The organism is Burkholderia singularis, from assembly GCF_900176645.1.
Classification (GTDB): Bacteria; Pseudomonadota; Gammaproteobacteria; order Burkholderiales; family Burkholderiaceae; genus Burkholderia; species Burkholderia singularis.
Map to the genome: position 1 here is coordinate 1 of NZ_FXAN01000056.1, position 25,468 is coordinate 25,468.

The following is a 25,468-nucleotide window of genomic DNA, read 5'->3' on the forward strand; positions in this document are numbered from 1 at the left end:
CGCGCGACACCGCTGCGGCTGATTCTCGCGGGCAGCGTCTGCATGCTGCTTTTTTCGGCAATGACGACGCTGCTGCTCGCGTTTTTCGAGCAAACCGTCACCGGCGCGTCGCTGTGGGCGAGCGGCAGCCTGTACCAGCCGGGCGCGGCCGGACTGCGCGATGCACTCGTCTGGCTCGTGGCGCCGCTCGCGGCGCTGCCGCTCGTGATCCGGCCGCTCGATCCGCTCGCGCTCGGCGACGACGCGGCGGCCGCGGCCGGCGTGCGCGTCGACGCGACGCGGCTGGCGGCCACGCTCGTTGCGGTCGGCTTCGCGAGTGTGGCGGTCAGCATCGCGGGCCCGCTGTCCTATGTCGGACTCGTCGCGCCGAATCTGTTGCGGCGCATGCGCGGCGCCAAATCGGCCAAGCTCGGCGCGCTGGTGCCGCTTGCCGCGCTCGCGGGCGGCGCGCTCGTGCTCGCCACCGACAGCGCCGTGCTCGCGCTCGGTCTGGATTCAACGCTGTCGACGGGGGTGGCGGTCGCGTTCGTCGGCACGCCGCTGATGCTCGCGATGATCCGGCGCGGCGCGGCGTGGTCCGGCGCGCTCGATTTGACGCACGAGCGGCGGGCCCGGCCTGACGGCGGTGCGCGCGCATTGCGCGCGCTCAAAGCCCTGCCGTCGCCCGTGCTGGCCGCGCTCGCGTTGATCGCGGCGGCGCTTATCGTCGTGGCGGGCGCGTCGTTCGGGCCGGTGTCGGTTGGCCCCGCGCGCTGGTTCGCGGCGTTTGCCGGCCGCGACGAGGTCGCGCGCATGCTCGTCGAGCTGCGTGCGCCGCGCCTGATCTGCGCGTTGCTGGCGGGCGGATTGCTCGCGGCTTCCGGCGTGCTGATGCAGAGCGTCGTGCGCAACCCGCTCGCGGGGCCCGAGGTGTTGGGTGTCACGCAAGGCGCGGGGCTCGCGACGCTCGCCGCGCTCGTCGCGTGGCCGCTCGCCGCGCATGCGACGCTCGTTGCCGCATCGCTTGCGGGCGGCGGTGCGACGCTCGCGTTGACGCTGCTGCTGAACCGCCGGCATCGCTATGCGCCGATCGCCGTCGCGCTGACGGGCATCGTGCTCGGCACGCTGTGGACGACGCTCGCGCAGTGGCTGATTACGCAGGAAAGCGTGCAGCCTGCGCGCTTCGTCGTCTGGCTCGTCGGCGGCACGTATGGCCGCAGCTGGGGCGAACTTGCCGCATTGCTGCCGTGGTGCGTGCTCGCGCTGCCGGCGTTCGCGTTGCTGGCCAAGCCGCTCGATCTGCTTGCGCTCGGCGACGATCAGGCCGCCGCGCTGGGGCTGCCGATCGCGCTGTTGCGTCCGCTCGTGCTGACGATCGCGACACTCGCGGCCTGCGCGGCGGTCGCGGCGGTCGGCCCGATCGGCTTCATCGGACTGATGGCGCCGCATCTCGCGGCGATGCTGGGCGCACGCACGCATGCGACGCGCCTGTGGGTCGCCGCCGCGTGCGGCGCGCTCGTGCTCGCGGCGGCCGACATCGCCGCGCGCACGCTGCTCGCGCCGCGCGAGATTCCGGCTGGCGTGCTCACTGCGCTGATCGGCGCGCCGTATCTGCTCGCGCTGTTGATCGCCGAGGCGCGGCGCGAGCGGCGGGGTGCCCGGTGATGCCGCATCGGGTGCATGCGCAACGTTTATCGGCGTTCGCGCCGGCGCCGGTCGCGCACTATCTCGAACATGTGTGGCTCGGCGTGCCGGATGCGTGCGACGAGCCTGCCTTGGCGGCGCACGGCGGCAGCGCACCGGACGTGATTCCGCCGGACGCGCTCGCGAGCCGGCGAGATGCGCTGCTTGGCGCGATGGCCGCGCTGTACGGCGGCGACGTTTGCGCGCAGGCGCGCGCGTTGCTGTCGCAATGGAGCAAGTATTACTTCGGGCTGGCGGCGTCGGCGGGTTTCGCCGCCGCGCTGCTGCTGGGCCGCACGCTCGACATGACGCCGTCGCGGATGCGCGTCGTGCTGCGCGACGGGATGCCCGCCGCGCTGATTTTCGACGCCGACGCGCTGCGCCCGGCGCAGCCCGATCCCGCGTCGCGCTACGCGGCGCTCGTCGAACATCTGCGCGCGACGATCGGCGCGCTCGGCACGCTTGCGAAGCTCTCGCCGCGCGTGTTGTGGAGCAACGCGGGCAATTTGCTCGACTATCTGTTCGAACAGTGCGCGCACGTGCCGCGTGCGGCGGCCGATGCCGCGTGGCTGTTCGGCGCGCTCGACGCGCACGGCGAAGCGAACCCGCTGCGCTTGCCGGTGCGGCGCGTGACGCCTGGTTCGGCGCGCTTGCCCGATCCGTTCCGCGTGCGCCGCGTATGTTGTCTGCGCAACGAAATCCCCGGGGAAGACCAACTGTGTGGAAGCTGTCCGCTGCTCCTGACGATGGGCGACGACGAACTGGCGAAGCAGGAGGCGCTGCGGTGAACGTGCGTGGCGCACCATTGAGCCGGTGGCTCGCGCGGCCGACGGGCGGGCTCGGCGCGGCGGCGGATGTCTATATGCACATGGCATGCCGCACGCGGCGCGCGTGCCGACGATTCGTGCGCGCATCGGCCGCCGTGGCGGTATTCGCCGCCTGCGCGGCGCTGCTCGCGCCGCACGCGCAGGCGGCCGCGCCGCCATCGCCGGTCTGCCAGCCGCTCGCCGCCGATCCGACTGTCTCGCAGTTCAGCCGGACGCTACCGGTCAAGCCGAAACGGATCGTCGTACTCGAATTCATGTTCGCGGAGGATCTCGCCGCGCTCGGCATCACGCCGGCCGGCATGGCCGATCCCGCGTACTACCCGGTCTGGATCGGTTACGACGATGCGCGGCTTGCGCGCGTGCCGGATGTCGGCACGCGGCAGGAGCCCAGCCTCGAGGCGATCGCGGCGGCCAAGCCGGATTTGATCCTGGGCGTCGGCCTGCGGCACGCGCCGATTTTCGATGCGCTATCGCGGATCGCGCCGACGGTGCTGTTCAAATACAGCCCGAATTACGTCGAGGACGGACGGCAGGTGACGCAATTCGATTGGGCGCGCGCGATTTTGCGCACGATCGGCTGTTTGACCGGCCGTGAGCGCGACGCACAGGCGCTCAACGCGCGCGTCGATGCCGGCATCGCCCGCAACGCGCAGCGGATTGCCGCAGCGGGGCGCGACGGCGAGCGCGTGGCATGGTTGCAGGAATTGGGGCTGCCGGACCGGTACTGGGCGTTCACCGGCAACAGCGCGCCGGCGGGCATCGCGCGCGCGCTCGGGCTCGACCCTTGGCCTGGCGAGCCGACGCGGGAGGGCACGGTCTATGTGACATCGGAGGATTTACTCAAGCAGCCGGATCTGGCGGTGCTGTTCGTCAGCGCGAGCGCGCCGGGCGTGCCGCTCGACGCGAAGCTCGATTCGCAGATCTGGCGGTTCGTGCCGGCGCGGCGGGCGGGGCGGGTGGCGCTCGTCGAACGCAATATCTGGGGGTTCGGCGGGCCGATGTCGGCGCTGCGGCTCGCGGACGAGATCACGGCGCGGCTGCTGGCACTGCCGAAAGCGTCCGCGCCCGCGCCGCGTTGAGCCGGCGGCGCGACGGGCTTGTTCCGGTGTGCGGCCGACGGTCGGCGGATGGAGCGGGTGAGCCGTCGATCGATTCGCCGCACGCGTCCAACGGGGCGGCGGACAACCCGCCGGCCATGCTAAAAACAGCTTAATCGGCAATATTCAATCAATCACACGATTCTAAATCGCGATACGGCGAAAATCGCAGGCCCAGCACTCATTGACGGGTTTGGGAATTATCGGAATTTTTCAATAAATAAATGTCCGAAAATGGCCGACCGGGTCCGGTTGGGATTTTATAAATCGTAGGAATTCGAATTTCCCGTTTTGCGGCGATTGTCTGATCAATCGGAAGAGTTCGAATGCATGATGCGATGGCCGCCACATGAATAGGCGGAGTCAGGCGGCGTCGTTTTTCTCATCGCGGCGTTGGACCCTGTCATGGCGGCCGGCGGCAGAATCGGCAGGCCATTTCCTTCTGATGATTCCCATCAAAGATGCAAACATATCAACAATAACGCGCATGATTTACCTTGGCTGGTGATTTTCTCTACCCTCCGAAAATAAAAAACGGTATTTTTTAAATCCGATTTTTTCGCGATATGTAAAAAGACGCCTATATTTTTCTGGCACGCCTATCAATTCATAAAAAATATCGATATTCCCGGCGTGCGCGATCCGCGTTTTGGAGGGCGATCATGCAATCCTTTTTCTCTTCATCGGTGCGCGGCATCCGGGCCTTGGGAATCTGGGCCGCGGGATGCGTCGCTTCAGCCGTGTTGTTGTCCGTCGACGTGTCCGCCCAGCAACCGCCCCCGCCGGCCTCGGCGGCCTCGGCGGCGGCCGCGCCGCTGCCGGAAGCCGTCGCCGGAGAGCAAGCGCTGATGAGCCAGGACGAGCAGCAGAAGCGGCAAGCATGGCAAAAATCGATGTCGCAAAGGCCGGTGCCGAAGAAAGGCTGCTTTCAAGGCGCCTATCCAAGCCTCGAATGGCAGGAAGTGCGTTGCGGCGAACCGTCGAAATTCCAGAATCCGCCGGCTTCGGGGCCTCGGCCGAACCTCGTCGGCAACGGCAACGATATCTCGGCCCAGGTGTCCGGGCCGAAGATCAACACGGCCATCGGCAGTTTCGACAGCGTCACGCCGTCGAGCGTCACCGTCTCCGGGCCGTGGGGCGGCAACGCGAATGCCGCAAATGCGTTCACGTTGCAGATCAACAGCCAATTTTTCTCGACGCCTGCGTGTAACGGCGTGGCCGGCTGCATCGGCTGGCAGCAGTTCATCTATTCGCAGAATCAGTGCGGCGGCCCGTGCATCTTCATGGAGTATTGGCTGATCAATTACGGGGCCACTTGCCCGGCGGGGCCCTGGATTCAGTCCGGCAACAGCTGCTGGTTCAACTCGGCCAGCACGCCCGCGCCCGCGATAAGCGGCGCGCAATTGCAGGGAACCACGTTGACCGGCACGGCCTCGGCCACGACCGATACCGTCGTGCTCACGTCGCCGGGCGGCACCGCCACGGCGACGGCGGCCGATAGCGTGGTCAGCCTGAGTCAGCAGTGGAATACCGCCGAGTTCGGCATCTTCGGCGATTGCTGCTCGTCGCAGGTCAATTTCGGCGCGGGCACCACGCTTGTCGCGCGCACCCGCGTCATCAACGGCAACACGAGCGCTCCGGCCTGCGTTGCACAGGGCTTTACCGCCGAGACCAACAATCTGAGCTTCGGCCCGAGCCCGCCCGCCGCGTCGGCGCCGGGGCCGGCGGTCATCTTCGCCGCCAGCAGCGCGGGCGGTTCGCCGTCGAACTGCGCGGCGGCCACCACGATCGGCGACACGCATCTGACAACCTTCGGCGGCTTGCTGTACGACTTCCAGGCCGCGGGCGACTTCCTGCTGGCCGAGACCGGCCCGGACTTCGCGGTACAGACGCGCCAGGTGTCGGGCGCACCGAGCTGGCCGAACGCGACGGTCAACAAGGCCGTCGCGGTGCGGGCGGGGAAAAGCCGCGTCGCGATCTGTCTGGCGCCGCCGCGCGTCGTGATCAACGGCAGGCAGGCGCGTATGGTCGAGAAGCGGGCAACGCTGCTTCCCGGCGGCGGCCAGATTCTGGTCGACGGAAACGTATACATCGTGCGCGGCCCAAGCGGCGACAGCATCCGCGCGGTGAACAACACCAGCTATATCGACGTTTCCGTTGGGCTCGGGCGCTGGCCTGGCAACGTTCGCGGTCTGCTGGCCAACGGCGCGGGCGGGGTTCGCTCGATCGAGACGCGAAGCGGCGAGATGCTGATGAGCCCGTTCTCGCATGACGCGCTTTACGGCCGCTTTGCCGAAAGCTGGCGCGTGCCCGCGAACGACTCGATGCTGTCCGCGTGCGGGGGAACCCGGATCGAGCGCAGCGTGCCGAGGCGGCCGTTCTTTGCGCGGGATCTGCCGGCGGACCTGGCCAAGCGCACGCGCGCGGTCTGCGTGCAAGCCGGCGTCAGGCAGGGCCCGCTGCAGGACGCTTGCACGCTCGATGTCGCGGTGATTGGCAATAGCGACGCGGCCAGGGTGTTCGCGGCCATGCCCGATCCGGTCGCGCTCGGCGATGCCGTCGGCGACGACGGCAAGGGCACGGGCGGCTGCCGGCGCGATGACGGCAATGCCGACGGCTGCAAAGAAGACGGCTCGAAGATGTAGGGGCGGTAGATGTGCGCGGCAGGGGGCGAGATGGGCCGCCAGTGCGCGGTATCGGGCGGCCCATACGCGCCGGTGTTCGGAGCCGGGCGGCATATCGAGCGGCGCGCGCCGGCGCGCGAAATCGGGTAGCGCATCGGCGGCCCGCACGCACCCGCGCACCCGTCGCGATTATCCGCTGGTCCCGTTCGCGAGCGCCGCGGCGTGTGCCGGGCCGCGCGTCTCGCTGACGATGCGTCCGTTGTCGAGCTTCAGCACGCGGTCGGCGGTCGGGAAATAGCGGTCGTCGTGGCTGATCACGATCACTGTCTTGCCGCGTGCGCGCAGCTCCGGCAGCAATTGCTCGTAGAACACCGCCTTGAACGCCGGGTCCTGGTCCGCGGCCCATTCGTCGAACAGGTAGAGCGGCCGATCCTCGAGATAGGCAACGACGAGCGCAAGCCGCTTGCGCTGCCCGGTGGACAGCGCGCGGGTCGAAAACGCGCCGTCGACGACCTTGACCTTGTGATCGAGCGCAAGCTTGGCGACGAGCGCGTTCGCGCGCGCATCGGCCTGCGCGCGCGCCGCGTCGCTCGGGTCGACGATGCCCAGCAGCGCGTCGAACAGGTGGAAATCGTTGAACACGGCCGAGAAGCGCTCGCGGTACGCGGCGCGCTCGACGAGGCCCACCGGCTTGCCATCGAGTTCGATGACCCCGCCTTCGGGCTCGTAGAGCCCCGTGAGCACCTTTGCAAGCGTGGTCTTGCCGCTGCCGTTGCCGCCGACGATGAACACCAGTTCGCCGGGCTTCAGCGTCAGATCGATCGGACCGACGCGGAACATCCGCTCGTCGCGCTCGTGGAAATACGAATGGGTGACGCCGCGCAGCGCGAGCGTGCGAAACGGCGCATGCGCCGCGCTTTCGTCCGGCGCCGGCGCGGTGCGCAGCGCGCCGAATTGCGCCATCAGCTTCTCGATGCGCTCGAGCGACACGCGCGCCGCGTTCAGTGTCGGCACGTTGTTCAACAGCCCGTCGAGCGGCAGCAGCATGAACAGGAACACGACCACGTAGCCGGACGCGGCGCCCGCGTCGCCGCGTACGCCGAGCGCGGGCCAGAACGACGCGACGCCGAGAAACACATAGAACAGGAACACGATCCAGCCGACGCCGACCGCATACGCGCTGAACGCGCGGCGGCGATGGTCGCGCACTTCGGCGATCGCGGCGCCGAGCTGCCCGTCGACGAACTGGCGCGAGCGCGCCTGATGCAGCTTCAGTTCCTTCGCGCCGGAGAACAGCGCGCCGAGGTAGCCGAACAGTTTGTCCTGCGCGCGGCCCGCATCCTCGAGCCATGCGATCGCGCGCTTGTCGCCCGCGTGATAGCCGAGCGAGCCGGTCAGGATCGCCGCCACCGCGAGCAGGCAGACGGGCCACGACAGCCACGCGAGGTAGCCGAGGCAGCCGAATACGATCGAGCCGTGCATCACGAGATTCGGCAGCGCGAAAAACAGCATCGACACGTTGGTGGCGTCGTCGGTCAGCACCGATTGGACGGGCGCCGCGCCGATCCGCTCGACGTCCTGCAACTCGGCCGCCGCGACGCGCCGCGCGACGTGCTCGCGCAGTTGCGCCATGGTGTCCTGCGACAGCCGCGCGAACAGCACGCCGGTGACGATCCGCGTGACGAGCGCGACGACCGCGCAGAGGCCGAAGCGCCACGCGAGCGAGGCGTCGGCCGCGCCAGGCTGCGACAGCGCGCGGCTCAACGTGGCGACGAGCAGCACGCTCGACGCGCCGTTGAGCACGCATGCGACGAGCGCGAGCGCGAACGCGCCGCGCGAGCGCTGCAGCAGCGCGAGGATCAGGCGCCGCGCGTGCTTCGGCGCGGCGGGGGAATCGGTCGAGGGCGGGGCGTCGAGGCGCCCGATGGCGTCGGTCATCGGCAGGTACGGATCAAGAGAAATCGAAGACGGCGCTTCGGCGCGGCGAAGCGGACGGCAAGGCGCATGCAACGCCCTTCGATCGTTTAGACGAACGGGCGCGCGGAATCTTTACTCAGGCGGAGCGCCGTTTGGGGGCATGCGGGGACGCGGCGGCTGTCGCCGGCGATTCGCTGGGCTGGGCGGGCCGGCGGGGGATGGCATGGGTTTCGCGGCGATCCCGCACCAATTTCGACGCGATGCGCACCGGATGCCGGCCGAGCGCGGGCAGCGTCGGCGCGCGGGCGTTTGGGTTTTGCGTTTGCTCATGTCATCAGCGCGTGGCGTCCATTTTGAGCAATGACGCGCGGCCGGCGGCCTGCGCAAGCCCGCATTCTTGCGGCACAAACGGGGCTGGAGCCAGCGCTGCATGGAGCAAATGGCGCAAGCGGAGCGAAAAGGACAACCGAAACGGGCACGCGACGCAAACAAACGCCCCCGAAAAACGCCCGACAGCCGCATCAAAAAAAGCAGACAGAACAAAAAGAGCGAAAGGTCGATTAAAAAAAAGGGCGCGCGGTTCGTCTTGCAGTTGAAGCGGCCCGATCGCGGCCGGCGACATGAACGAACCGGCCGAACCGGCCAGTGCCAACGGACTTCACGCCCTATGAAGAGCTTTCCGACTGCGCTGCATCAACGAATCCGCGCACTCGCGCGGCTTGCGCCCGACGCGCCCGCGCTCGCGTCGTTTGCGCCCGACACCGTGCGCCTGTCGCGCGGTGAACTCGACGAGCGCGCGGCGCGCCTCGCCGCCCGATTACGCGAAGCGGGCGTGACCACGGAAGTGCGGGTCGGTGTATGCGTCGCGCGCTCGTGCGACCTGTTCGTCGCGCTGCTCGCCGTGATGAAGGCAGGCGGCGTGTTCGTCGCGCTCGATCCGCGTCACCCGGCCGCGCGGCTCGACTGGATCGTGCGTGACGCCGGGCTCGCGCACGGGATCGTCGACGCATCGGCCGACGCCGCGATGCGCGCGCGTTTCGCGCAGTGCTTCGACGTGGCGAGCGCCGCGCATCCGGAGCCATCCGCGCCGCGCGTATACGGCGACGACGCGGTCCACCCGCGCGCGGCCGCGTACATGATCTATACGTCCGGCTCGACGGGCACGCCCAAAGCGGTGGTGGTCGAGCACGGCCCGCTTGCCGCGCATGGCGACGCGCTTGCCGAGTCGCTGCCGATCGGCCCCGGCGACCGCGTGCTGCATTTCGCATCGGTGAACTTCGACGTCGCGATCGAGGCGTGGCTCGTGCCGCTCGCCGTCGGCGCCAGCGTGGTGATCAGCGATCCGCCGCCGTTTACACCCGATGCCGCGCATGCGCTGATCACGCGCGAGCGCGTGACGAACACGACGCTGCCGCCCGCGTATCTGCGCGAGTTCGCGGCGGTGTGCGCGCGCGACGGCGTGCCGCCGTCGCTGCGCGTGCTGCTGTTCGGCGGCGAGGCCATGCCGCAAAGCGCGTTCGACGAGATTCGCACCGTATTTGCGTCGATTCGGCTCGTCAACGGCTATGGGCCGACCGAAGCCGTGATCTCGCCGATGCTGTGGCCGCTCGATCCGGGTGCGACGCCCGCGCTCGACGCCGCCAACGGCTACGCGTCGCTGCCGATCGGCTGGCCGATCGGTCCGCGCGTCGCGCGGGTGGCCGCACAGGACGGCGCGGCCGGCGCACCGGCCGCACGCGGCGAAGCGGGCGAGCTGCTGCTCGGCGGCGTCTGCCTCGCGCGCGGCTATCACGGCCGCGCGGCGCTCACCGCCGAGCGCTTCTTGCCGGACCCGGCGGGCGAGCCCGGCGCGCGGATCTACCGGACAGGCGATCTCGCGGCCGAGCGCGCCGACGGATCGTTCGACTACCTGGGCCGCATCGACGATCAGGTTCAGGTGCGCGGCGTGCGGGTCGAGCCGGGCGAGATTGCCGCGTGCCTGCTCACATATCCGGGCGTGCGCGATGCGGGCGTGCTTGCCGAAACGGCCGGCGGCCGCACGCGGTTGATTGCGTGCGTCGTTGCGGCCGATGGCGCGAGCGCGCCGCCTGCCCGCGACGGCGTCGCGCTCGACGACGACGCGCTGCGCGCGCATCTCGCCGCCCATTTGCCTGCGGCATGGCTGCCACACCGGTTCGCGTATTTCGACAAGCTGCCGTACACGCTGAACGGCAAACTGGATCGCGCGGCGCTGCGCGATGCGATCGCGGCGCAGCCCGCCGAGGCCGCCGCCGATTATGACGCGCCGCGCACCGATGCCGAGCGCCGGCTCGCCGCGCTGTGGCAGCGCGTGTTGAACGATCGCGCGCCGCTCGGCCGCGCCGAGCGCTTCTTCGCCCGCGGCGGCGATTCGCTCGCCGCGATGCAATTGCAGACGGCAATCCGGCTCGAATGGCGCGTCGAATTGCGGCTCGACGCGATTTTCGACGACGTGCCGCTCGCCGAATTCGCCGCACGGCTCGAACGCGCCGAGCCGCTCGCGAGTGCGCCGCCCGCGATGATCGCGGCGGCGGCGCGTCCCGCCGCGGCCGGCGCGGCGGGCTTTGTCGAGCGCCCGGCGTCGTTCGCGCAACAGCGTTTCTGGGTGCTCGCGCGCACGCAGGATGCGGGTGCCGCTTATCACGTGTCGTTCCACTGGGACGTGGATGGGGCGCTCGCGCCCGCTACGCTGCAGCGCGCGCTCGATACGCTGATCGCCCGCCATGAAGCGTGGCGCACGACGCTCGCCGAAAACGACGACGGCGTCGTCATGCAGCGGATTCACGCGGCGCTGCCGGTGCGGCTCGCCACGGCGGATCTGCGCGGCGAGCCAGCGCGCGGCGAGCGGCTCGACGCGTTGACCGAGCATCATGCAAGCGCGCCGTTCGATCTATCCGAAGGCCCGCTCGTGCGCGCGCTGCTCGTCACGCTTGCCGATGGCGCGCAGCGTTTCCTACTGACGGCCCACCATGCGGTGAGCGACGGCTGGAGTTCGCGTTGCGCGTTCGACGAACTGACCCGCGCATATGCGGCATGGGCCGAGGACCGCGAGCCGGAGCTGCCCGCGTTGCCGATCCAGTATGCGGATTACGCGCAGTGGCAGCGCGATGCGCTGGACGCGCGCGAGACCGCGCGCCAGCTCGCGTATTGGCGCGGCGCGCTCGCCGATGCGCCGGCGCCGCTCGCGCTGCCGCTCGACCGGCCGCGCGCCGCCGAGCGCGATTACCGCGGCGGCCGGATCGCGCGGCGCCTGTCGGCCGGCGCGTCCGGCGCAGTCCGCGAACTCGCGCGGCGGCTGCATGCTTCGCCGTTTACCGTGCTGCTCGCCGCATTCGATGCGTGGCTGTTCCGCTTGACGGGCGAGCGGGATCTCGTCGTCGCCGCGCCGATCGCGCAACGCGCGCGGGCGGAAACGGCGCCGCTCGTCGGTCTGTTTCTGAACACGCTTGCGTTGCGCGCCCGTGTATCGCCCGCGCAGTCGTTCGAATCGCTGGCTGCGTCGGTGCGCGACGCGGCGTTCGGCGCGTTCGCCCATCAGGACGTGCCGTTCGACCAGGTCGTCGATGCGGTGAAGCCGCCCGTGCGGCGCGGCGACGAGTGGCTGCGCGTGAAGTTCGCGCAGCAGTTCGACCTCGAATTGTCGTGCACGCTGCCGGACGCGCAAGTGCGCATGGCGCCGGGGCTCGATCCGGCCGCGCGCTTCGATTTCGCGCTCGATTTCACCGACGATCCGCGCGGCATCGAATTCGTCGCCGCGTATGCGCGCGACGCGCTCGACGATGCCACCGCGCACGCGTGGCTCGACAGCATCGCGGCGCTGGTCGACGACGCGGTGCGCGATCCAAGCCGCGCGATCGTCGAACTGGCGGTGGCGATGGCGGGGACGAGCGGCGCCGCGTCGCACGCGTGGCTCGCCGGCCGGCCGCTTGCGACCGACTCCGACGTGCTCGCGCCGTTCGCGCGGGCGGCGGCCGAGCATCCGCACCGGATCGCGCTCGCCGACGCCGGCACGCAGCTCACGTTCGCCGAGCTGGACGACGCGTCCAACCGCGTCGCGCTCGCGCTGCGCCGCGACGGCGCGCGCGCGGAGACGCCCGTTGCGATCTGCGTCGAGCGCTCGGCGCGCTTCGTCGTCGCGCTCGTCGGCGTGCTGAAGGCCGGTGCGTGCGCGGTACCGCTCGATCCGGCATCGCCGCGTGAGCGGATCGCCGCGGCGCTCGCCGCGTGCGGCGCGCAGCGAATGTTCGTGGCGGGCGAATCCGGCGCGCCCGGTGGTTTGGACGGCTTCGGCGGCATCGCGCTCTTCGACGTCGACGCATGCGCGCATGACGCGTCGCTCGCGCATGACGCCGCGCCGCGCGTATCGCCGCATCCGGAGCAGGCCGCGTACCTGATCTTCACGTCCGGCTCGACCGGCGAGCCCAAGGGCGTCGTCGTCTCGCACCGCGCGCTTGCCGATTACGTGGCGGGCATGCTCGACGAGCTGGCGTTCGCGCCCGGCGCGTCGATGGCGATGGTGTCGACGGTGGCGGCCGATCTCGGACACACGACGCTGTTCGGCGCGCTGTGCTCGGGCCGCACGTTGCATCTGCTGCCCGCGCAAGCGGCGTTCGATCCGGACCGCTTCGCGCACGAAATGGCGACGCGCGCCGTCGGCGTGCTGAAAATCGTGCCGAGCCATCTGCACGCGCTGCTCGATGCGCAGCGCGCCGCCGACGTGCTGCCCGCGCACGCGCTCGTCGTGGGCGGCGAGGCGCTGCCGTGGGCGCTCGTCGAGCGGATCGCCGCGCTCAAGCCCGGCTGCCGCGTGATCAATCACTATGGGCCGACCGAGGCGAGCGTCGGCGCGCTCGTGTGCGACACGTCCGCGCCGGCGCAGGCGGCACTGCGCACGGCTGCCGCCGCCGGCGGCTCCGCGCGCAACGTGCCGCTCGGGCGGCCGCTGCCGAACGTGCACGCTTGCGTGCTCGACGCGCATGGCGCGAGCGTGCCGGTCGGCGCGATCGGCGAGCTGTATCTGGGCGGCCCGGGCGTGGCGCGCGGCTATTGGCAGCGCGCGGCGGCGAGCGCCGAGCGCTTCGTGCCGCATCCGCACGGCGCGGGCGGGCGCGTCTACCGAACCGGCGACCGCGTGCGGCTGCGGGCGGACGGCCGGATCGATTTTCTTGGAAGGCTCGACGATCAGGTGAAGATTCGCGGCTATCGCGTCGAGCCGGGCGAGGTGAGCGCCGCGTTGCGCGCGCTTGACGGCGTCGCGCAGGCCGAGGCGCTGGCCGTCGAGCATGACGCGCGGCTGCGCCTGGTTGGATTCGCGACGCCCGCAGCCGGCGCGCGGCTCGACGGCGCCGCGCTGCGCGACGCGCTGGCCGCGCGCCTGCCGGATTACATGGTGCCCGCCGCGATCGTCGTGCTCGCGACGCTGCCCGTGACCGCGAACGGCAAGGTCGATCGCGCGGCGCTGCGCGCGCTCGCGCATGCGCCGGCCGCGATTCCCGCCGCCGGCGCGCACGACGCCGATGCGCCGCAGGACGAGCGGGAGGCCGTGCTCGCGGCCGTTTGGCGCGACGTGCTGAAAGCGCCGCGCGTCGGACGCCACGACAATTTCTTCGAATTGGGCGGCGATTCGATTCTGGTGTTGCAGGTGATCGCGCGCTCGCGCAAACGCGGCGTCAAATTCACGCCGAAACAATTGTTCGATGCGCCGACGCTCGCGCAGCTTGCGCGCGTGGCCACCTCGATCGATCCGGCCGCCGTGCCGAAGCACGGCGCGGCGGCGCAGGCCGACGCGGCCGCCGCCGGACGGCCCGCCGGCGAGCCCGCGCGGGAGAACGGGCTCACGCCCGCGCAGCTGCGCTTTTTCGCGCTGGATATCCCGCGGCGCGGCCACTGGAACCAGTCGATCGAACTCGACGTCGCCGGCGCGTTCGATTTCGACGCGTTCGCGCGCGCGTTCGACGCCGTGCTGACCCAGCATCCGGTGTTCCGGCAGCGTTTCGCGCCGGCCGGCGCGAACGGCGCCTGGCTGTGCGCCGACGCGCCGCGCGCATTCGATTCGCTGCCGCTCGCGGCGGCCGCCGCGCGCGACGAGGCCGACGCGCTCGCCCAGTTCGACGCGCTGCAACGCACGCTCGACGTGACGCACGGCCCCCTTGCATGCGCGTTCGCGGCCGCGCTGCCCGGCGGCGCGACCAAGCTTTATCTGGCGATCCATCATCTGATTGTCGATGGCGTGTCGTGGCGGCTGCTGCTCGACGATCTCGACGCCGCGTACCGTGCCGCCTGCGAGCGCCGGCCGGTGCGGCTGGGCGGCGCGGCTCGCGCGCGCGGCCCGCGATCGCGCGGGCCCGTTCGCGGCCGAGTTGCCTTACTGGCGCGCGCTCGCCGGTCCGTGCGACGATCTCCGGCTCGACCAGCCCGGCGCGGCGGCGACGAACGCCGACGCCGCCGTGGTGATCCAAACCATCGACGCGGCGCTCACGCGCGACGTGCTGACCGACGCGAACGCCGCGTATCGCACTCACGCGGTCGAGTTGCTGATCGCGGCGCTTGCCGCCGCGCTCGGACGCCACACCGGCGCGGCGTCGTGCCGGCTCGAACTCGAAGGGCACGGCCGCGAGCCGCTGTTCGACGATATCGATGCGAGCCGCACGCTCGGCTGGCTGACGAGCCATTATCCGGTGGCGTTCGCGGTCGGCGCGACGCCCGAAGCGACGCTGGCGGGCGTGAAGGACACGCTGCGCGCGGTGCCGAACAAGGGGCTCGGCTTCGGCGTGCTGCGCCATTACGGCGACGACGCGGCGCGCGCTGCGCTCGCCGAGGTGCCGCGCCCGCGCGTGACGTTCAACTATCTCGGCCAGTTCGACGCGCCGCGCGACGCCGTACTCGTGCCGCGCTTCGGCGGCGCAGGATGCGAGCGCGATCCGGCCGGCCCGCTCGGCAATGCGCTCGCGATTCACGCGTATGTCGACGCGCATGACGCACGCGCGCTGAAAGTGCATTGGGTGTACGGCGCGACGCAGTTCGAGCGCGCGACGATCGAAGCGCTCGCCGCGCAGTTCGACGCGGCGCTGCGCGAACTGGCGGCGGCGTGCGCCGCGCGCGTGGCCGAGCGCGGCGCGGGCGCGACGCCGGGCGATTATCCGCTCGCGCAGGCGGCCGGGCTCACGCAGGCGGCGCTGGACCGGCTGCCGTTCGACGCGCGCGCCATCGACGATATCTATCCGCTGTCGCCGATGCAGCAGGGGATTCTGTTCCATACGCTGCTCGCGCCGGAGCGCGCGACCTATGTGAACCAGCTCGTCGCGACGCTCGTCGAGCCGGACGTCGAGCGGCTGCGTGCCGCATTCGACGCGGCGGTGCCGCGTCACGACATCCTGCGCACCGGTTTCGCCGCGCACGAGGCCAAGCCGATGCAGATCGTCCACCGGCAGGCGCGCATGCCGGTCGAGCTGATCGACTGGCGCGGCGCGCATCCGGACGCCGCGAGCCTGGATGCCGCGCTCGACACGTGGCTGGCCGGCGACCGCGCGCGCGGTTTCGATCTCGCCGCGCCGCCGCTGATGCGCGTCACGCTGATTCGCACCGGCGAGGTCGAATGGCGGCTCGTCTGGACCCGCCATCATTTGCTGCTCGACGGTTGGAGCACGGCGAGCCTGTTCGCGCAGGTGCTGCGCGACTATATCGAGCCGCCGCGCGCGAACCCGTTTGCCGCGCCGGCGCGCGAGCGCTATCGCGATTTCATCGCGTGGCTCGCGCGGCGCGATGCCGATGCGGATCGCGCGTTTTGGCTCGAGCGCCTCGCGCGGCTCGACGAGCCGACCCGCGTGGCCGAGCGCGAGAGCGCCGCGGCCGGCGACGCGGGCCAAGCGGCCCAAGCGGCCCAAGCAGCCCACGCGGCGCCGAGCCGTGCAAACTGGCGCGCGGCATGGTCCGCCGCCGACACCGCACGCGTGGCCGATGCCGCGCGGCGTTTGCAAGTGACCGTCAATACGATCGTGCAGGGCGCATGGGCGCTCGCATTGCAGCGCGTCACGCATCGCACGGCCGTTGCGTTCGGCGCGACGGTCGCGGGGCGGCCGCACGCGCTGCCCGACGCCGACAAGGTGCTCGGCCTCTACATCAACACGGTGCCGGTGATCACCGCGCCGTCGCCGCAGCTTGCCGCGCGCGGGTGGCTTGCCGGCCTGCAACGCGACAACGCGGCCGCGCTCGAGCATGCGCATACGCCGCTTTACGAGATCCAGCAGTGGGCGGGAATGGGCGGCGCGCTGTTCGACACGTTGATCGTGTTCGAAAACTACCCGGTCGACGAAGCGTGGCAGGGGCGCGATCCGCGCGCGCTGCAAATGCGCGCGCTGCGCAACATCGAGGCGACCGATTTCGCGGTGACGCTCGGCATCGAGGCCGGCGATACGCTATCGATCGATTACGGCTACGATCCGCAGCGAATCAGCGGCGCGCGCGTGCGGGCGCTGCACCGCGCGTTCGCCGCCTGCATCGACGGCCTGATCGCGGACCCGGACGCGCCGCTCGGCACGATCTCGTGCGCGCAAGCGGACGATCTCGCGCTGATCGCACGCTGCAATGCGACCGGCGTGAGCTGGCCCGACGCGCGGCGCGCACCGCTGCACGAGCAATTCGAGGCGGCGGCTCGCGCGCGGCCCGACGCGGTCGCGCTCGAAATGGCCGGCGGCGACGGCGCGATCCGGCGCTTGACCTATGCCGAGCTTGACGAGCAGTCGGGCCGCGTGGCGGCGGCGCTGCGCGCATCCGGCGTGCGGCCCGATTCGATCGTCGCGCTGTGCGCCGAGCGCTCGTTCGACATGCTGATCGCGCTGCTCGGCGCGCTGAAGGCGGGCGCCGCGTATCTGCCCATCGATCCCGACTATCCCGACGAACGGATCGCGTACCTGCTCGGCGACGCGAAGCCGCCCGTCGTCATCACGCAGGCGCAATGGCGTTCGCGTATCGATACGGCGTGCGCGGACAGCGAAGCCGCCGTCTTCACGCTCGACGCGCTGCTCGCGCATCCGGCCGCCGGCCTGCCGCCGCGGCGCGCCGACGTATCGCCCGATCAACTCGCGTATCTGCTCTACACGTCCGGCTCGACCGGCCAGCCCAAGGGCGCCGGCAACACGCACGGCGCGCTCGCGAACTGGATTGCGTGGACACAGGATGCGTCGCCGCTCGCATGCGACGACGTCGTGCTGCACAAGGCGCCGTTCGGCTTCGACGTGTCGGTGTGGGAATCGGTGTGGCCGCTCGCGGTCGGCGCGACGCTCGCGATCGCCGCGCCCGCGGACCATCGCGATCCCGCCCGGCTGGTCGACGCGATTCACGCGCATCGCGTGACGACGCTGCATTTCGTGCCGTCGATGCTCGCCGCGTTCGTCGCGTATCTCGACGATTTCGCCGCGGCCGGCGCTGCCGCGCGCTGCGCGAGCGTCAAGACGATCTTCGCGGGCGGCGAGGCGCTTGCGCCCGAGCTGGTCGCGCGCGTGACCGCGCGGCTGCCGCACGTGCGGCTTCACAACTCATATGGGCCGACCGAATCGGCGATCGGCGTATCGCATTGGACCTGCACGGACGACGATGCGCGCGCGGGCTCGGTGCCGATCGGCCATCCGATCGCGAACGTGCAACTGCACGTGCTCGACGCCGCGCTCCATCCGGCGCCGCTCGGCGCGACGGGCGAGCTGTATCTGGGCGGCGCGGGGCTCGCGCGGGGCTATCTCGGCCGCGCGGCGCTGACGGCCGACCGCTTCGTGCCCGATCCGCAGCACGCCGGCGCGCGCCTTTACCGGACCGGCGACCTCGTGCGCCGGCTCGCCGACGGCGCGCTCGACTATCTCGGCCGGATCGACACGCAGGTGAAGCTGCGCGGCCAGCGCATCGAGCTTGGCGAGATCGAAGCCCGGCTGCGCGCGGCGGCGCAGGTGCGCGATGCGGTCGTGATCGTGCGCGACGAGCGGCTGATCGGCTATGTCGTGTGCGCCGTGCCGGCCGCGTTCGACGAAGCCGCGCTGCTCGAGCAACTGCGCGCGCAATTGCCCGCGTACATGGTGCCCGCGCGGCTCGTCGCGCTCGACGCGCTGCCCGTCACGCCGAACGGCAAATGCGACCGCCGCGCGCTGCCCGAGCCGGTGTTCGACGCGCGGCCGGCCGACGTGCCGCGCACCGATACCGAGCGCGCGCTCGCGGCGATCTGGCAGCGCGTGCTGCGCGTGCGCGAGATCGGCCGCGACGACGATTTCTTCGCGCTCGGCGGCCATTCGCTGCTCGCCGCGCAAGCGAACGCGCAGGCGAACCTGCAATGGGCGCTGACGCTGCCGCTGCGCACGATCTTCGACGAGCGCACGCTCGCGCGTTGCGCGGCGGCGATCGACCGCGCCCGCGACGCGAACCACGGGCGCGACGCCGCGAGCGCGATCGACGCATTGCTTGGCGAGCTTGAAACCCAATAAGGAATCCGCATGAGCGCTTCTTTCGATCTGTTGTCGCTTGCCGAGCGCTTCGCGCGGCTGCCCGATGCGCAGCGCAAGCAGTTTCTCGCGAAGCTCGGCGATGCGGGAATCGATTTCCGGATGCTGCCGATCGCACCGCGCGGCGAGCGCACGGCGAGCGTGCCGGCTTCGTTCGCGCAAACGCGTCTTTGGCTGCACACGCGCCTGCTCGACGAGCCGGCCGCGTATCACATCACCGAGCGGCTGCGGCTCGACGGCGCGCTCGACGAGCATGCGCTGCGCCGCTCGTGCGACGCGCTGATCGCGCGTCACGAGGCGCTGCGCACGGCGTTCGCCGAGGACGGCGACGGCGTGCTGCAGACGGTGCGCGCGCCGATGCGCTGCCCGTGGCGCGTCACCGATCTGTCGGACGCGGACGCGGCGCAGCGCGATGCGCTCGCATCGGCCGTCGCCGCGCGCGACGAGGCCGAGCCGTTCGATCTTGCGCACGGCCCGCTCGTGCGCGCGCATCTGATCCGGCTCGACGCCCGCACGCACTGGCTCGTGCTGACGACGCACCACATCGCGTCGGACGGCTGGTCGGCCGACGTGATGCTGGCGGAGCTGGCGTCGTTCTATCAGTCGTATGCGACCGGCGCGGCCGTGTCGCTCGCGCCGCTGCCGATCCAATACGCCGATTACGCGCTCTGGCAGCGCCGCTGGCTCGATGCGGGCGAGCGCGAGCGCCAGCTTGCGTACTGGCGCGCGACGCTCGACGCAAGCCGCGACGCGTTGCCGCTGCCCGGCGCGGCCACGCGGCCCGCGCGGCGCAGTGCGCGCGGCGCGCGCCATGCGTTCGATATTCCGCCCGCGCTCGCAGCGCGGCTGCGCGCGCTGGCCCGCGCACGCCGCGCCACGCCGTTCGCGGTGCTGCTTGCCGCGCTCGCGACGCTGCTTGCCCGCGCGTGCGGCGAGCCGGAGATCCGGATCGGAGTGCCGGCGGCGAACCGCGAGCGCAGCGAAACCGCGGGCCTCGTCGGCTTTTTCGTCAACACGCTGACGCTGGCGGCCAAGACGCCCGCGACGCTCGCGTTCGACGCGCTCGTCGACGCGACGCAGCGTTCGCTCGTCGACGCGCAATCGCATCAGGACGTGCCGTTCGACCAGGTCGTCGACGCGCTCGGCGTGGCGCGCAGCGCAAGCCATCATCCGCTGTTTCAGGTGATGGCCGCGTATGGCGCGCGGCGCGCGCTGCCGTCGTTCGCCGGCGTGCGCGTGACCGAGCTGCCGTCCGGGATGCCGTATGCGAAATTCGACCTGACGCTCAGCATCGACGAGCGCGACGACGGCGGGTTCGACGCGCGCTTCATCTATGCGACCGATATCTTCGATGCCGATGCGATCGAGCGGCTTGCCGCGCGCTATGGCGAACTGCTGGCCCACGCGGCCGATGCGCCGGGCACGGCGATCGGCGATCTGCAATGGCTGCCGGCCTGGGAGCGCCGGGAGCTGGCCGCGTGGAACGGCGAGCGGCGCGACGGCGCGGACGATGCGGGCGGCGCACTGCACGCAGAGAATGTGCATGACGCGGCGCGGCGCTCGATGCCCGATTCGCCGCCGCCGGCGCTGCGTTCGGACGCAGCCGCAGGCGGATTGTCCAGCAATGCAGGCGACGGCGCGCCCGCCGGCATCGGCGCTCACTGCGTCAGCTCCACGGGCCGCGCTGAGCCGCGGCCGTTCATCGCGGTCCATGACAGGATTGCCGAGCAGGCGCGCATCCGGCCCGACGCGCGCGGCATCGCCGACCTCGAGCGCGTGCTGACGCGCGGCGAGGTCGAACAACGTGCGGCGCGGCTTGCGCGGCGGCTCGTCGCGGCCGGCGTGCGCGCGGAGACGTGCGTTGGGATCGCGCTGTCGCGTTCCGTCGATCTGCTGATCGCGCTGATCGCCGCGCTCAAGTCGGGCGGCGCGTTCGTGCCGCTCGATCCGGGCCATCCGCGCGAGCGTCTCGCGCAGATGCTCGACGACGCGCGCATCGAGCACGTGATCACCGAGCGCGGCAGCATCGACGCGCTGCCGTTGACCGGCGCCACGCGCGCATGGCTCGTCGACGAACCGGTTCCCGACGCCGAGATCGACGGTGTCGCGCTGCCGGACGTGTCGCCGCATCAAGCGGCGTATGTGATCTACACGTCCGGGTCGACGGGCAAGCCGAAGGGCGTGGTCGTCGAGCACGGCGCATTCGCGCGCCATTGCGACGCGATTGCCGAGCGCTACGGCGTGACCGGGCGCGACGTGTTCCTGTTGTTCCAGTCGGTGAATTTCGACGGCGCGCACGAAGGCTGGCTCTCGCAATATATGTCGGGCGCGGCGGTCACCGTGACGGCCGACACGCTATGGCCGCCCGCGCGCACCTGCGCGCTGATCGCCCGCGACGGCGTGACGATGACCTATGTGCCGCCCGGCTGCGCGACGCAGCTTGCCGAGTGGGCGCTCGAGCATGGCGCGCCACCGACGCTGCGCTCGATCACGGTCGGCGGCGAGGCGACGTCGCGCGAGGCGTTCGCGCTGATGCGCCGCGCGTTTCCGAACGCGCGCGTGGTCAACGGCTACGGGCCGACCGAGACCGTCATCACGCCAATGCTCTGGATGTTTGCGCCCGGTGATGACCCGGCCCGGCTCGCGGATGCCGCGTATCTGCCGATCGGCACGCTGGTCGGCGCGCGCACCGCGCACGTGCTCGACGCGCGCTTGAATCCGCTGCCGGTCGGCGTGACGGGCGAGCTTTACCTGGGCGGCGAGGGGATCGGCGTGGCGCGCGGCTATCTGGCGCGCCCGGCGCTCACGGCCGAGCGCTTCGTGCCCGATCCTTACGGCGCGCCGGGCGCGCGGCTCTACCGCACGGGCGATCTGGTGCGCCGCCGCGCGGACGGGGTGTTCGACTTCATCGGCCGTATCGATCATCAGGTCAAGCTGCGCGGATTGCGGATCGAACTCGGCGAGATCGAGGCCCAGCTTGCCGCGCATGACGACGTGCGCGAGGCGGTCGCCGTGGTGTTCGGCAACGGCGCGCACGCGCGGCTGGTCGCCTATGTCGAACTGACGGGCGAGGCGCGAGAACGGGCCCGCCGCGCCGACGCAGCCGAACTCGATGCGCATCTGCGCCGCACGCTGCCCGACTACATGGTGCCCGCGCATATCGTCGTGCTCGACACGCTGCCGCGCAATGCGAACAGCAAGGTCGACCGTGCGGCGCTGCCGCCGCCCGCGCACACGGCACGCGCATACGAACCGCCGCAGCCTGGCGACGAAGCGGTGCTCGCCGATATTTGGCGCGAGGTGTTGGGCGTCGAGCGCATCGGCCGCGCGGATCATTTCTTCGAGCTGGGCGGCCATTCGCTTGCCGCGGTGCGAGTCGCGACGCGCGTGGCCGAGCGGCTCGCGCGCGACGTGCCGGTCCGCGCGCTGTTCGAAGCGCCGGTGCTCACCGCGTATGCGCAGCGCGTGGCGAGCGCCGCGCCCGTGCAGCCCGCGCCCGGCGCCGGGCCGCACGCCCGGCCCGATCCGTATACGCCGGACGCGAACGGCGCGTTGCCGCTATCGGCCGCGCAGCGCGGGTTGTGGTTCCTGTGGCGCGCGCAGCCGGATAGCTCCGCGTACAACATTCCCGTCGCGCTGCGGCTGCGCGGCCCGCTCGACGTGGACGCGCTCGCCGGCGCGCTTGCGCGCGCGGCGGCCCGTCATCCGGCACTGCGCACGCGCATTGTCGAGTGGGCCGACGGCACGCCGGGCCAGCGGATCGTGCCGACGCAGCCCTTCACATTGCCCGTCGTCGATCTGACGGCGCAGGCTGCGGCAGCCGCCGGCGCATGCGCCGATGCGGGCGTCGTCGCGACGGCCGACGGCGAGGCCCGGCTGGCCGCCGCCGTCGCACTGACCGACGACGACGCGCTCACGCCGTTCGATCTGGCCGCCGACGCGCCGCTATGGCGCGCGCGCGCGATCCGGCTCGGCGCACACGATCACGTGCTGTCGCTGGTCGTCCATCACATCGTGTCGGACGGCCAGTCGATCGATCTATGGCTCGACGACGTGCGCACCGCCTACGTCGCGCGGGTGACGGGGGCGCCGCTTGACGACCCCGCGCCCGTCGAACGGAACGAGTCGCCCAGCGTGCGCGACGTTCCCGTGCTGCCGAGCGCCGCGCCGCATGCCCATCTGCCGTTCTGGCGTGATGCGCTCGCGGGCGTGCCGTCGCACACGCTGCCGCCGCCGCGCACGGGCCGCGCCGCCACGCCGCGCTGGGACGCGGGACGCATCGCGTTCGAGCTTGACGGCGCGCTCGTGCAGCGCGCGCGAGAGATGGCGCTCGATGCGCATGCAACGCTGCCGATGCTGCTGCACGCGGCGCTCAACGCGGCGTTCTACCGGGCGACCGGCGCAACCGATCAGCCGGTCGGCGTGCTCGCGTCGACGCGCGAGCCGACTGGCCAAGCCGCCGAGCGCGCGCTCGGGCTGTTCATCAACGCGGTGGTCGTGCGCACGCGGCTGTCGGGCGCCGATACCCCGGCCACGCTCGTCGCCACGGTGCGCGACGCGGCGCTCGCCGCGTATGCGCACGCGGACGCGCCGTTTGCCGACGTCGTCGCCGCGTTGCGCGCACCGCGCGCGGTCAACGGCAATCCGCTGTTCCAGGTGATGTTCAACTACCTGCGCCCGGCGGGCATGGCCGCGCGCGACTGGGCGGGACTCTCGATCGATGCGTTCAACGATGTGCGGCATCACGTCGTGTTCGAACTGGAACTCGATATCGTCGAACATCCGGACGGCCGCGTGACGGGCGCGTTCTCGTATGCGAAAGAGCGCGTCGACGAGGCGTTCGCCGCCGCGCTCGCGGCCGACTATCTCGACGTGGTGCAGCGCTTCGTCGATGCGCCGCTGCACGCGCTCGGCGCGTCCGGCGCGCGCTTCGCGCTCGCCGCGCACGATCCGCTTGCCGTCGCGCCGCGGCCGCACGACGGCGCGCACGCGCACGCCGCTCGGCACGCCGCGCACGCACTCGCCAACGTGTGGCGCGCCTGTTTCGGGCACACCGCGCCCGCGCTGAACGACGATCTGTTCGAAGCCGGCGCCACGTCGTTCGACGTCGTGCGCTTCGTCGACGCGGCAGGCGCGGCGGGTTGGCCCGTATCGATCGCCGACGTGTTCGCCGCGCCGAGTTTCGCCGCGCTCGGCGCGCGCATCGCAAGCGCGTCGCAAGCGGCGCCGCCGGCTCGGGCGGCCGCCCGGCCGACGGGTCAGCCGGCGGACCCATCGCCCTATCAACCAACGATTCAACCGGTGGCCAACGCACGCGATGCCGACTGAGCGCCACTTTTCCTACCCCGTGCGCACGGGCCGCCCGTGCGGCGCACGCCGTATTTTTTCCTGCCGGCGCATCGCGCGCGCCGGCCATCTTGCCAAGGGAACCTGAGACATGCACAGAGATACCGTATTCGACCTGATCGGCGTCGGCTTCGGACCGTCGAACCTCTCGCTCGCCGTGCGCCTGGCGGAAGCGGATCACGCCGCGTCGTTCGCGCATTGCTACATCGAGCGGCAGCCCGAGTTCGGCTGGCATCGCGGCATGCTGCTCGACGACTGCCGGATGCAGATCTCGTTTCTGAAGGATCTCGTCACGCTGCGCGATCCGACAAGCCGCTACACGTTCATCAATTACCTGTACGAGCACGGCCGGCTGAACGAGTTCATCAATCTGAAGAACTTCTATCCGACCCGCACCGAGTTTCATGACTACCTGCGCTGGGTGGCGAACGCGTTCGACGATCGCGTCCACTATGGCGAGACCGTCACGGCCGTCGAGCCTGTCGCGGCGCGCGACGCGAGCGGCGTGATCGAAGCGCTGCGTGTGTTTTCGCGCGACCGCGAGGGACGCGAGCGGCAGCGCGTCGCGCACGCGCTGTCGATCGGCGTCGGCGGCGCGCCGAACATGCCCGATGTGCTTGCGAGGCTCGGCGCCGAGCGCGTCATCCATTCGTCGAATTATCTGACGTCGATCGAGCGGATCGTGGGCGCGCCGGCGCCCGGCGCGGCCGTGCGGGTTGCCGTGATCGGCGCGGGGCAGAGCGCGGCCGAGGTGTTCGTCGATCTCGCGCGCCGCTTCGCGCATGTCGACGCGAGTCTCGTGATCCGCTCGGGCGCGCTGAAGCCGGCCGACGACAGCCCGTTCGTCAACGAGATCTTCGATCCGGCGTTCACCGACGTCGTCTACGCGCAGCCGGCGAGCGGCCGGCGCGCATTGCTCGAGCGCTTTCGCGATACCAATTACGCGGTGGTCGACCGGCCGCTCATCGAGCAGATCTACGAAATGCTTTATTTGCAGCGCGTATGCGGCGCGCCGCGCCACCGCCTGCTCGCGAATGCCGCGATCGAGTCGGCCGAGCGTGCGGGCAACGGGCAGATCGAGCTGGTGCTGCGCGACCAGTTGACGGGCGACGCGCGCACCGAGCGGTTCGACGCGCTGGTGGTGGCGACCGGCTACCGGCGCGATGCGCATGCCGCGCTGCTCGATTCGCTCGCGCCGCACCTGGGCGACGCGCTCGCGGCGGGCGTCGCACGCGACTACCGGCTCGCGACGCCCGCGCACTTCAAGCCGCGCATCTATCTGCAAGGATGCTGCGAGGATAGCCACGGGCTGTCCGACACGCTGCTGTCGGTGCTTGCCCGGCGCGCCGACGAAATCGCCGCGTCGCTCGCCGGGCGCGCGCCCGCCGCGCGGGCCGAAGGCCACGCGCGGCCGCGACACGATTCAAGACATAACAACGGGGTGAGCGACGGCCGGATGGCCATCGCTCTTTGACGAAGCGCGGCCGGCAGGCCGC

General features: G+C 71.2%; 8 protein-coding genes and 1 pseudogene. 7 read left to right on the forward strand and 2 right to left on the reverse strand.

Annotated elements, in window-relative coordinates; translation table 11 throughout:
* From fhuB to BSIN_RS12150, 4 genes are all read left to right on the forward strand, one after another.
* Nucleotides 1–1,644: Fe(3+)-hydroxamate ABC transporter permease FhuB (gene fhuB, locus BSIN_RS12135; protein WP_089340688.1), on the forward strand; the 1,644-nt coding region annotated here is incomplete at its 5' end.
* Complete coding sequence (fhuF, locus tag BSIN_RS12140) at nucleotides 1,644–2,450, forward strand: siderophore-iron reductase FhuF (RefSeq protein WP_059518304.1); 807 nt, start codon at nucleotides 1,644–1,646, stop codon at nucleotides 2,448–2,450. The genes fhuB and fhuF, both read left to right, overlap by 1 nt.
* 74 nt (nucleotides 2,451–2,524) lie before the next feature.
* Nucleotides 2,525–3,568, forward strand: a complete 1,044-nt coding sequence (locus tag BSIN_RS12145; protein ID WP_369828179.1) for an ABC transporter substrate-binding protein — start codon at nucleotides 2,525–2,527, stop codon at nucleotides 3,566–3,568.
* A gap of 680 nt (nucleotides 3,569–4,248) precedes the next feature.
* Nucleotides 4,249–6,231: a VWD domain-containing protein gene (locus BSIN_RS12150; RefSeq protein ID WP_143757423.1), complete on the forward strand. Its 1,983-nt coding sequence runs from the start codon at nucleotides 4,249–4,251 to the stop codon at nucleotides 6,229–6,231.
* A gap of 168 nt (nucleotides 6,232–6,399) precedes the next feature.
* Here BSIN_RS12150 and BSIN_RS12155 read toward each other — a convergent pair whose 3' ends face one another.
* Complete coding sequence (locus BSIN_RS12155; protein ID WP_089340690.1) at nucleotides 6,400–8,148, reverse strand: cyclic peptide export ABC transporter; 1,749 nt, start codon at nucleotides 8,146–8,148, stop codon at nucleotides 6,400–6,402.
* 313 nt (nucleotides 8,149–8,461) lie between these two features.
* Complete coding sequence (locus BSIN_RS25350) at nucleotides 8,462–8,779, reverse strand: hypothetical protein (RefSeq protein WP_143757424.1); 318 nt, start codon at nucleotides 8,777–8,779, stop codon at nucleotides 8,462–8,464.
* A gap of 15 nt (nucleotides 8,780–8,794) precedes the next feature.
* Between BSIN_RS25350 and BSIN_RS12160 the strand changes: the two are divergent.
* The 3 genes and pseudogenes from BSIN_RS12160 to BSIN_RS12170 all read left to right on the forward strand — a co-directional run bounded on the left by BSIN_RS12160 (nucleotide 8,795) and on the right by BSIN_RS12170 (nucleotide 25,446).
* Nucleotides 8,795–18,608 (forward strand): annotated as a pseudogene (locus BSIN_RS12160) (amino acid adenylation domain-containing protein).
* A 9-nt stretch (nucleotides 18,609–18,617) separates the two neighbouring features.
* Nucleotides 18,618–23,954: a non-ribosomal peptide synthetase gene (locus tag BSIN_RS12165; RefSeq protein ID WP_089340691.1), complete on the forward strand. Its 5,337-nt coding sequence runs from the start codon at nucleotides 18,618–18,620 to the stop codon at nucleotides 23,952–23,954.
* Nucleotides 23,955–24,063: 109 nt separating this feature from the next.
* Nucleotides 24,064–25,446, forward strand: a complete 1,383-nt coding sequence (locus BSIN_RS12170; protein ID WP_089340692.1) for a lysine N(6)-hydroxylase/L-ornithine N(5)-oxygenase family protein — start codon at nucleotides 24,064–24,066, stop codon at nucleotides 25,444–25,446.
* Nucleotides 25,447–25,468: the final 22 nt, after the last annotated feature.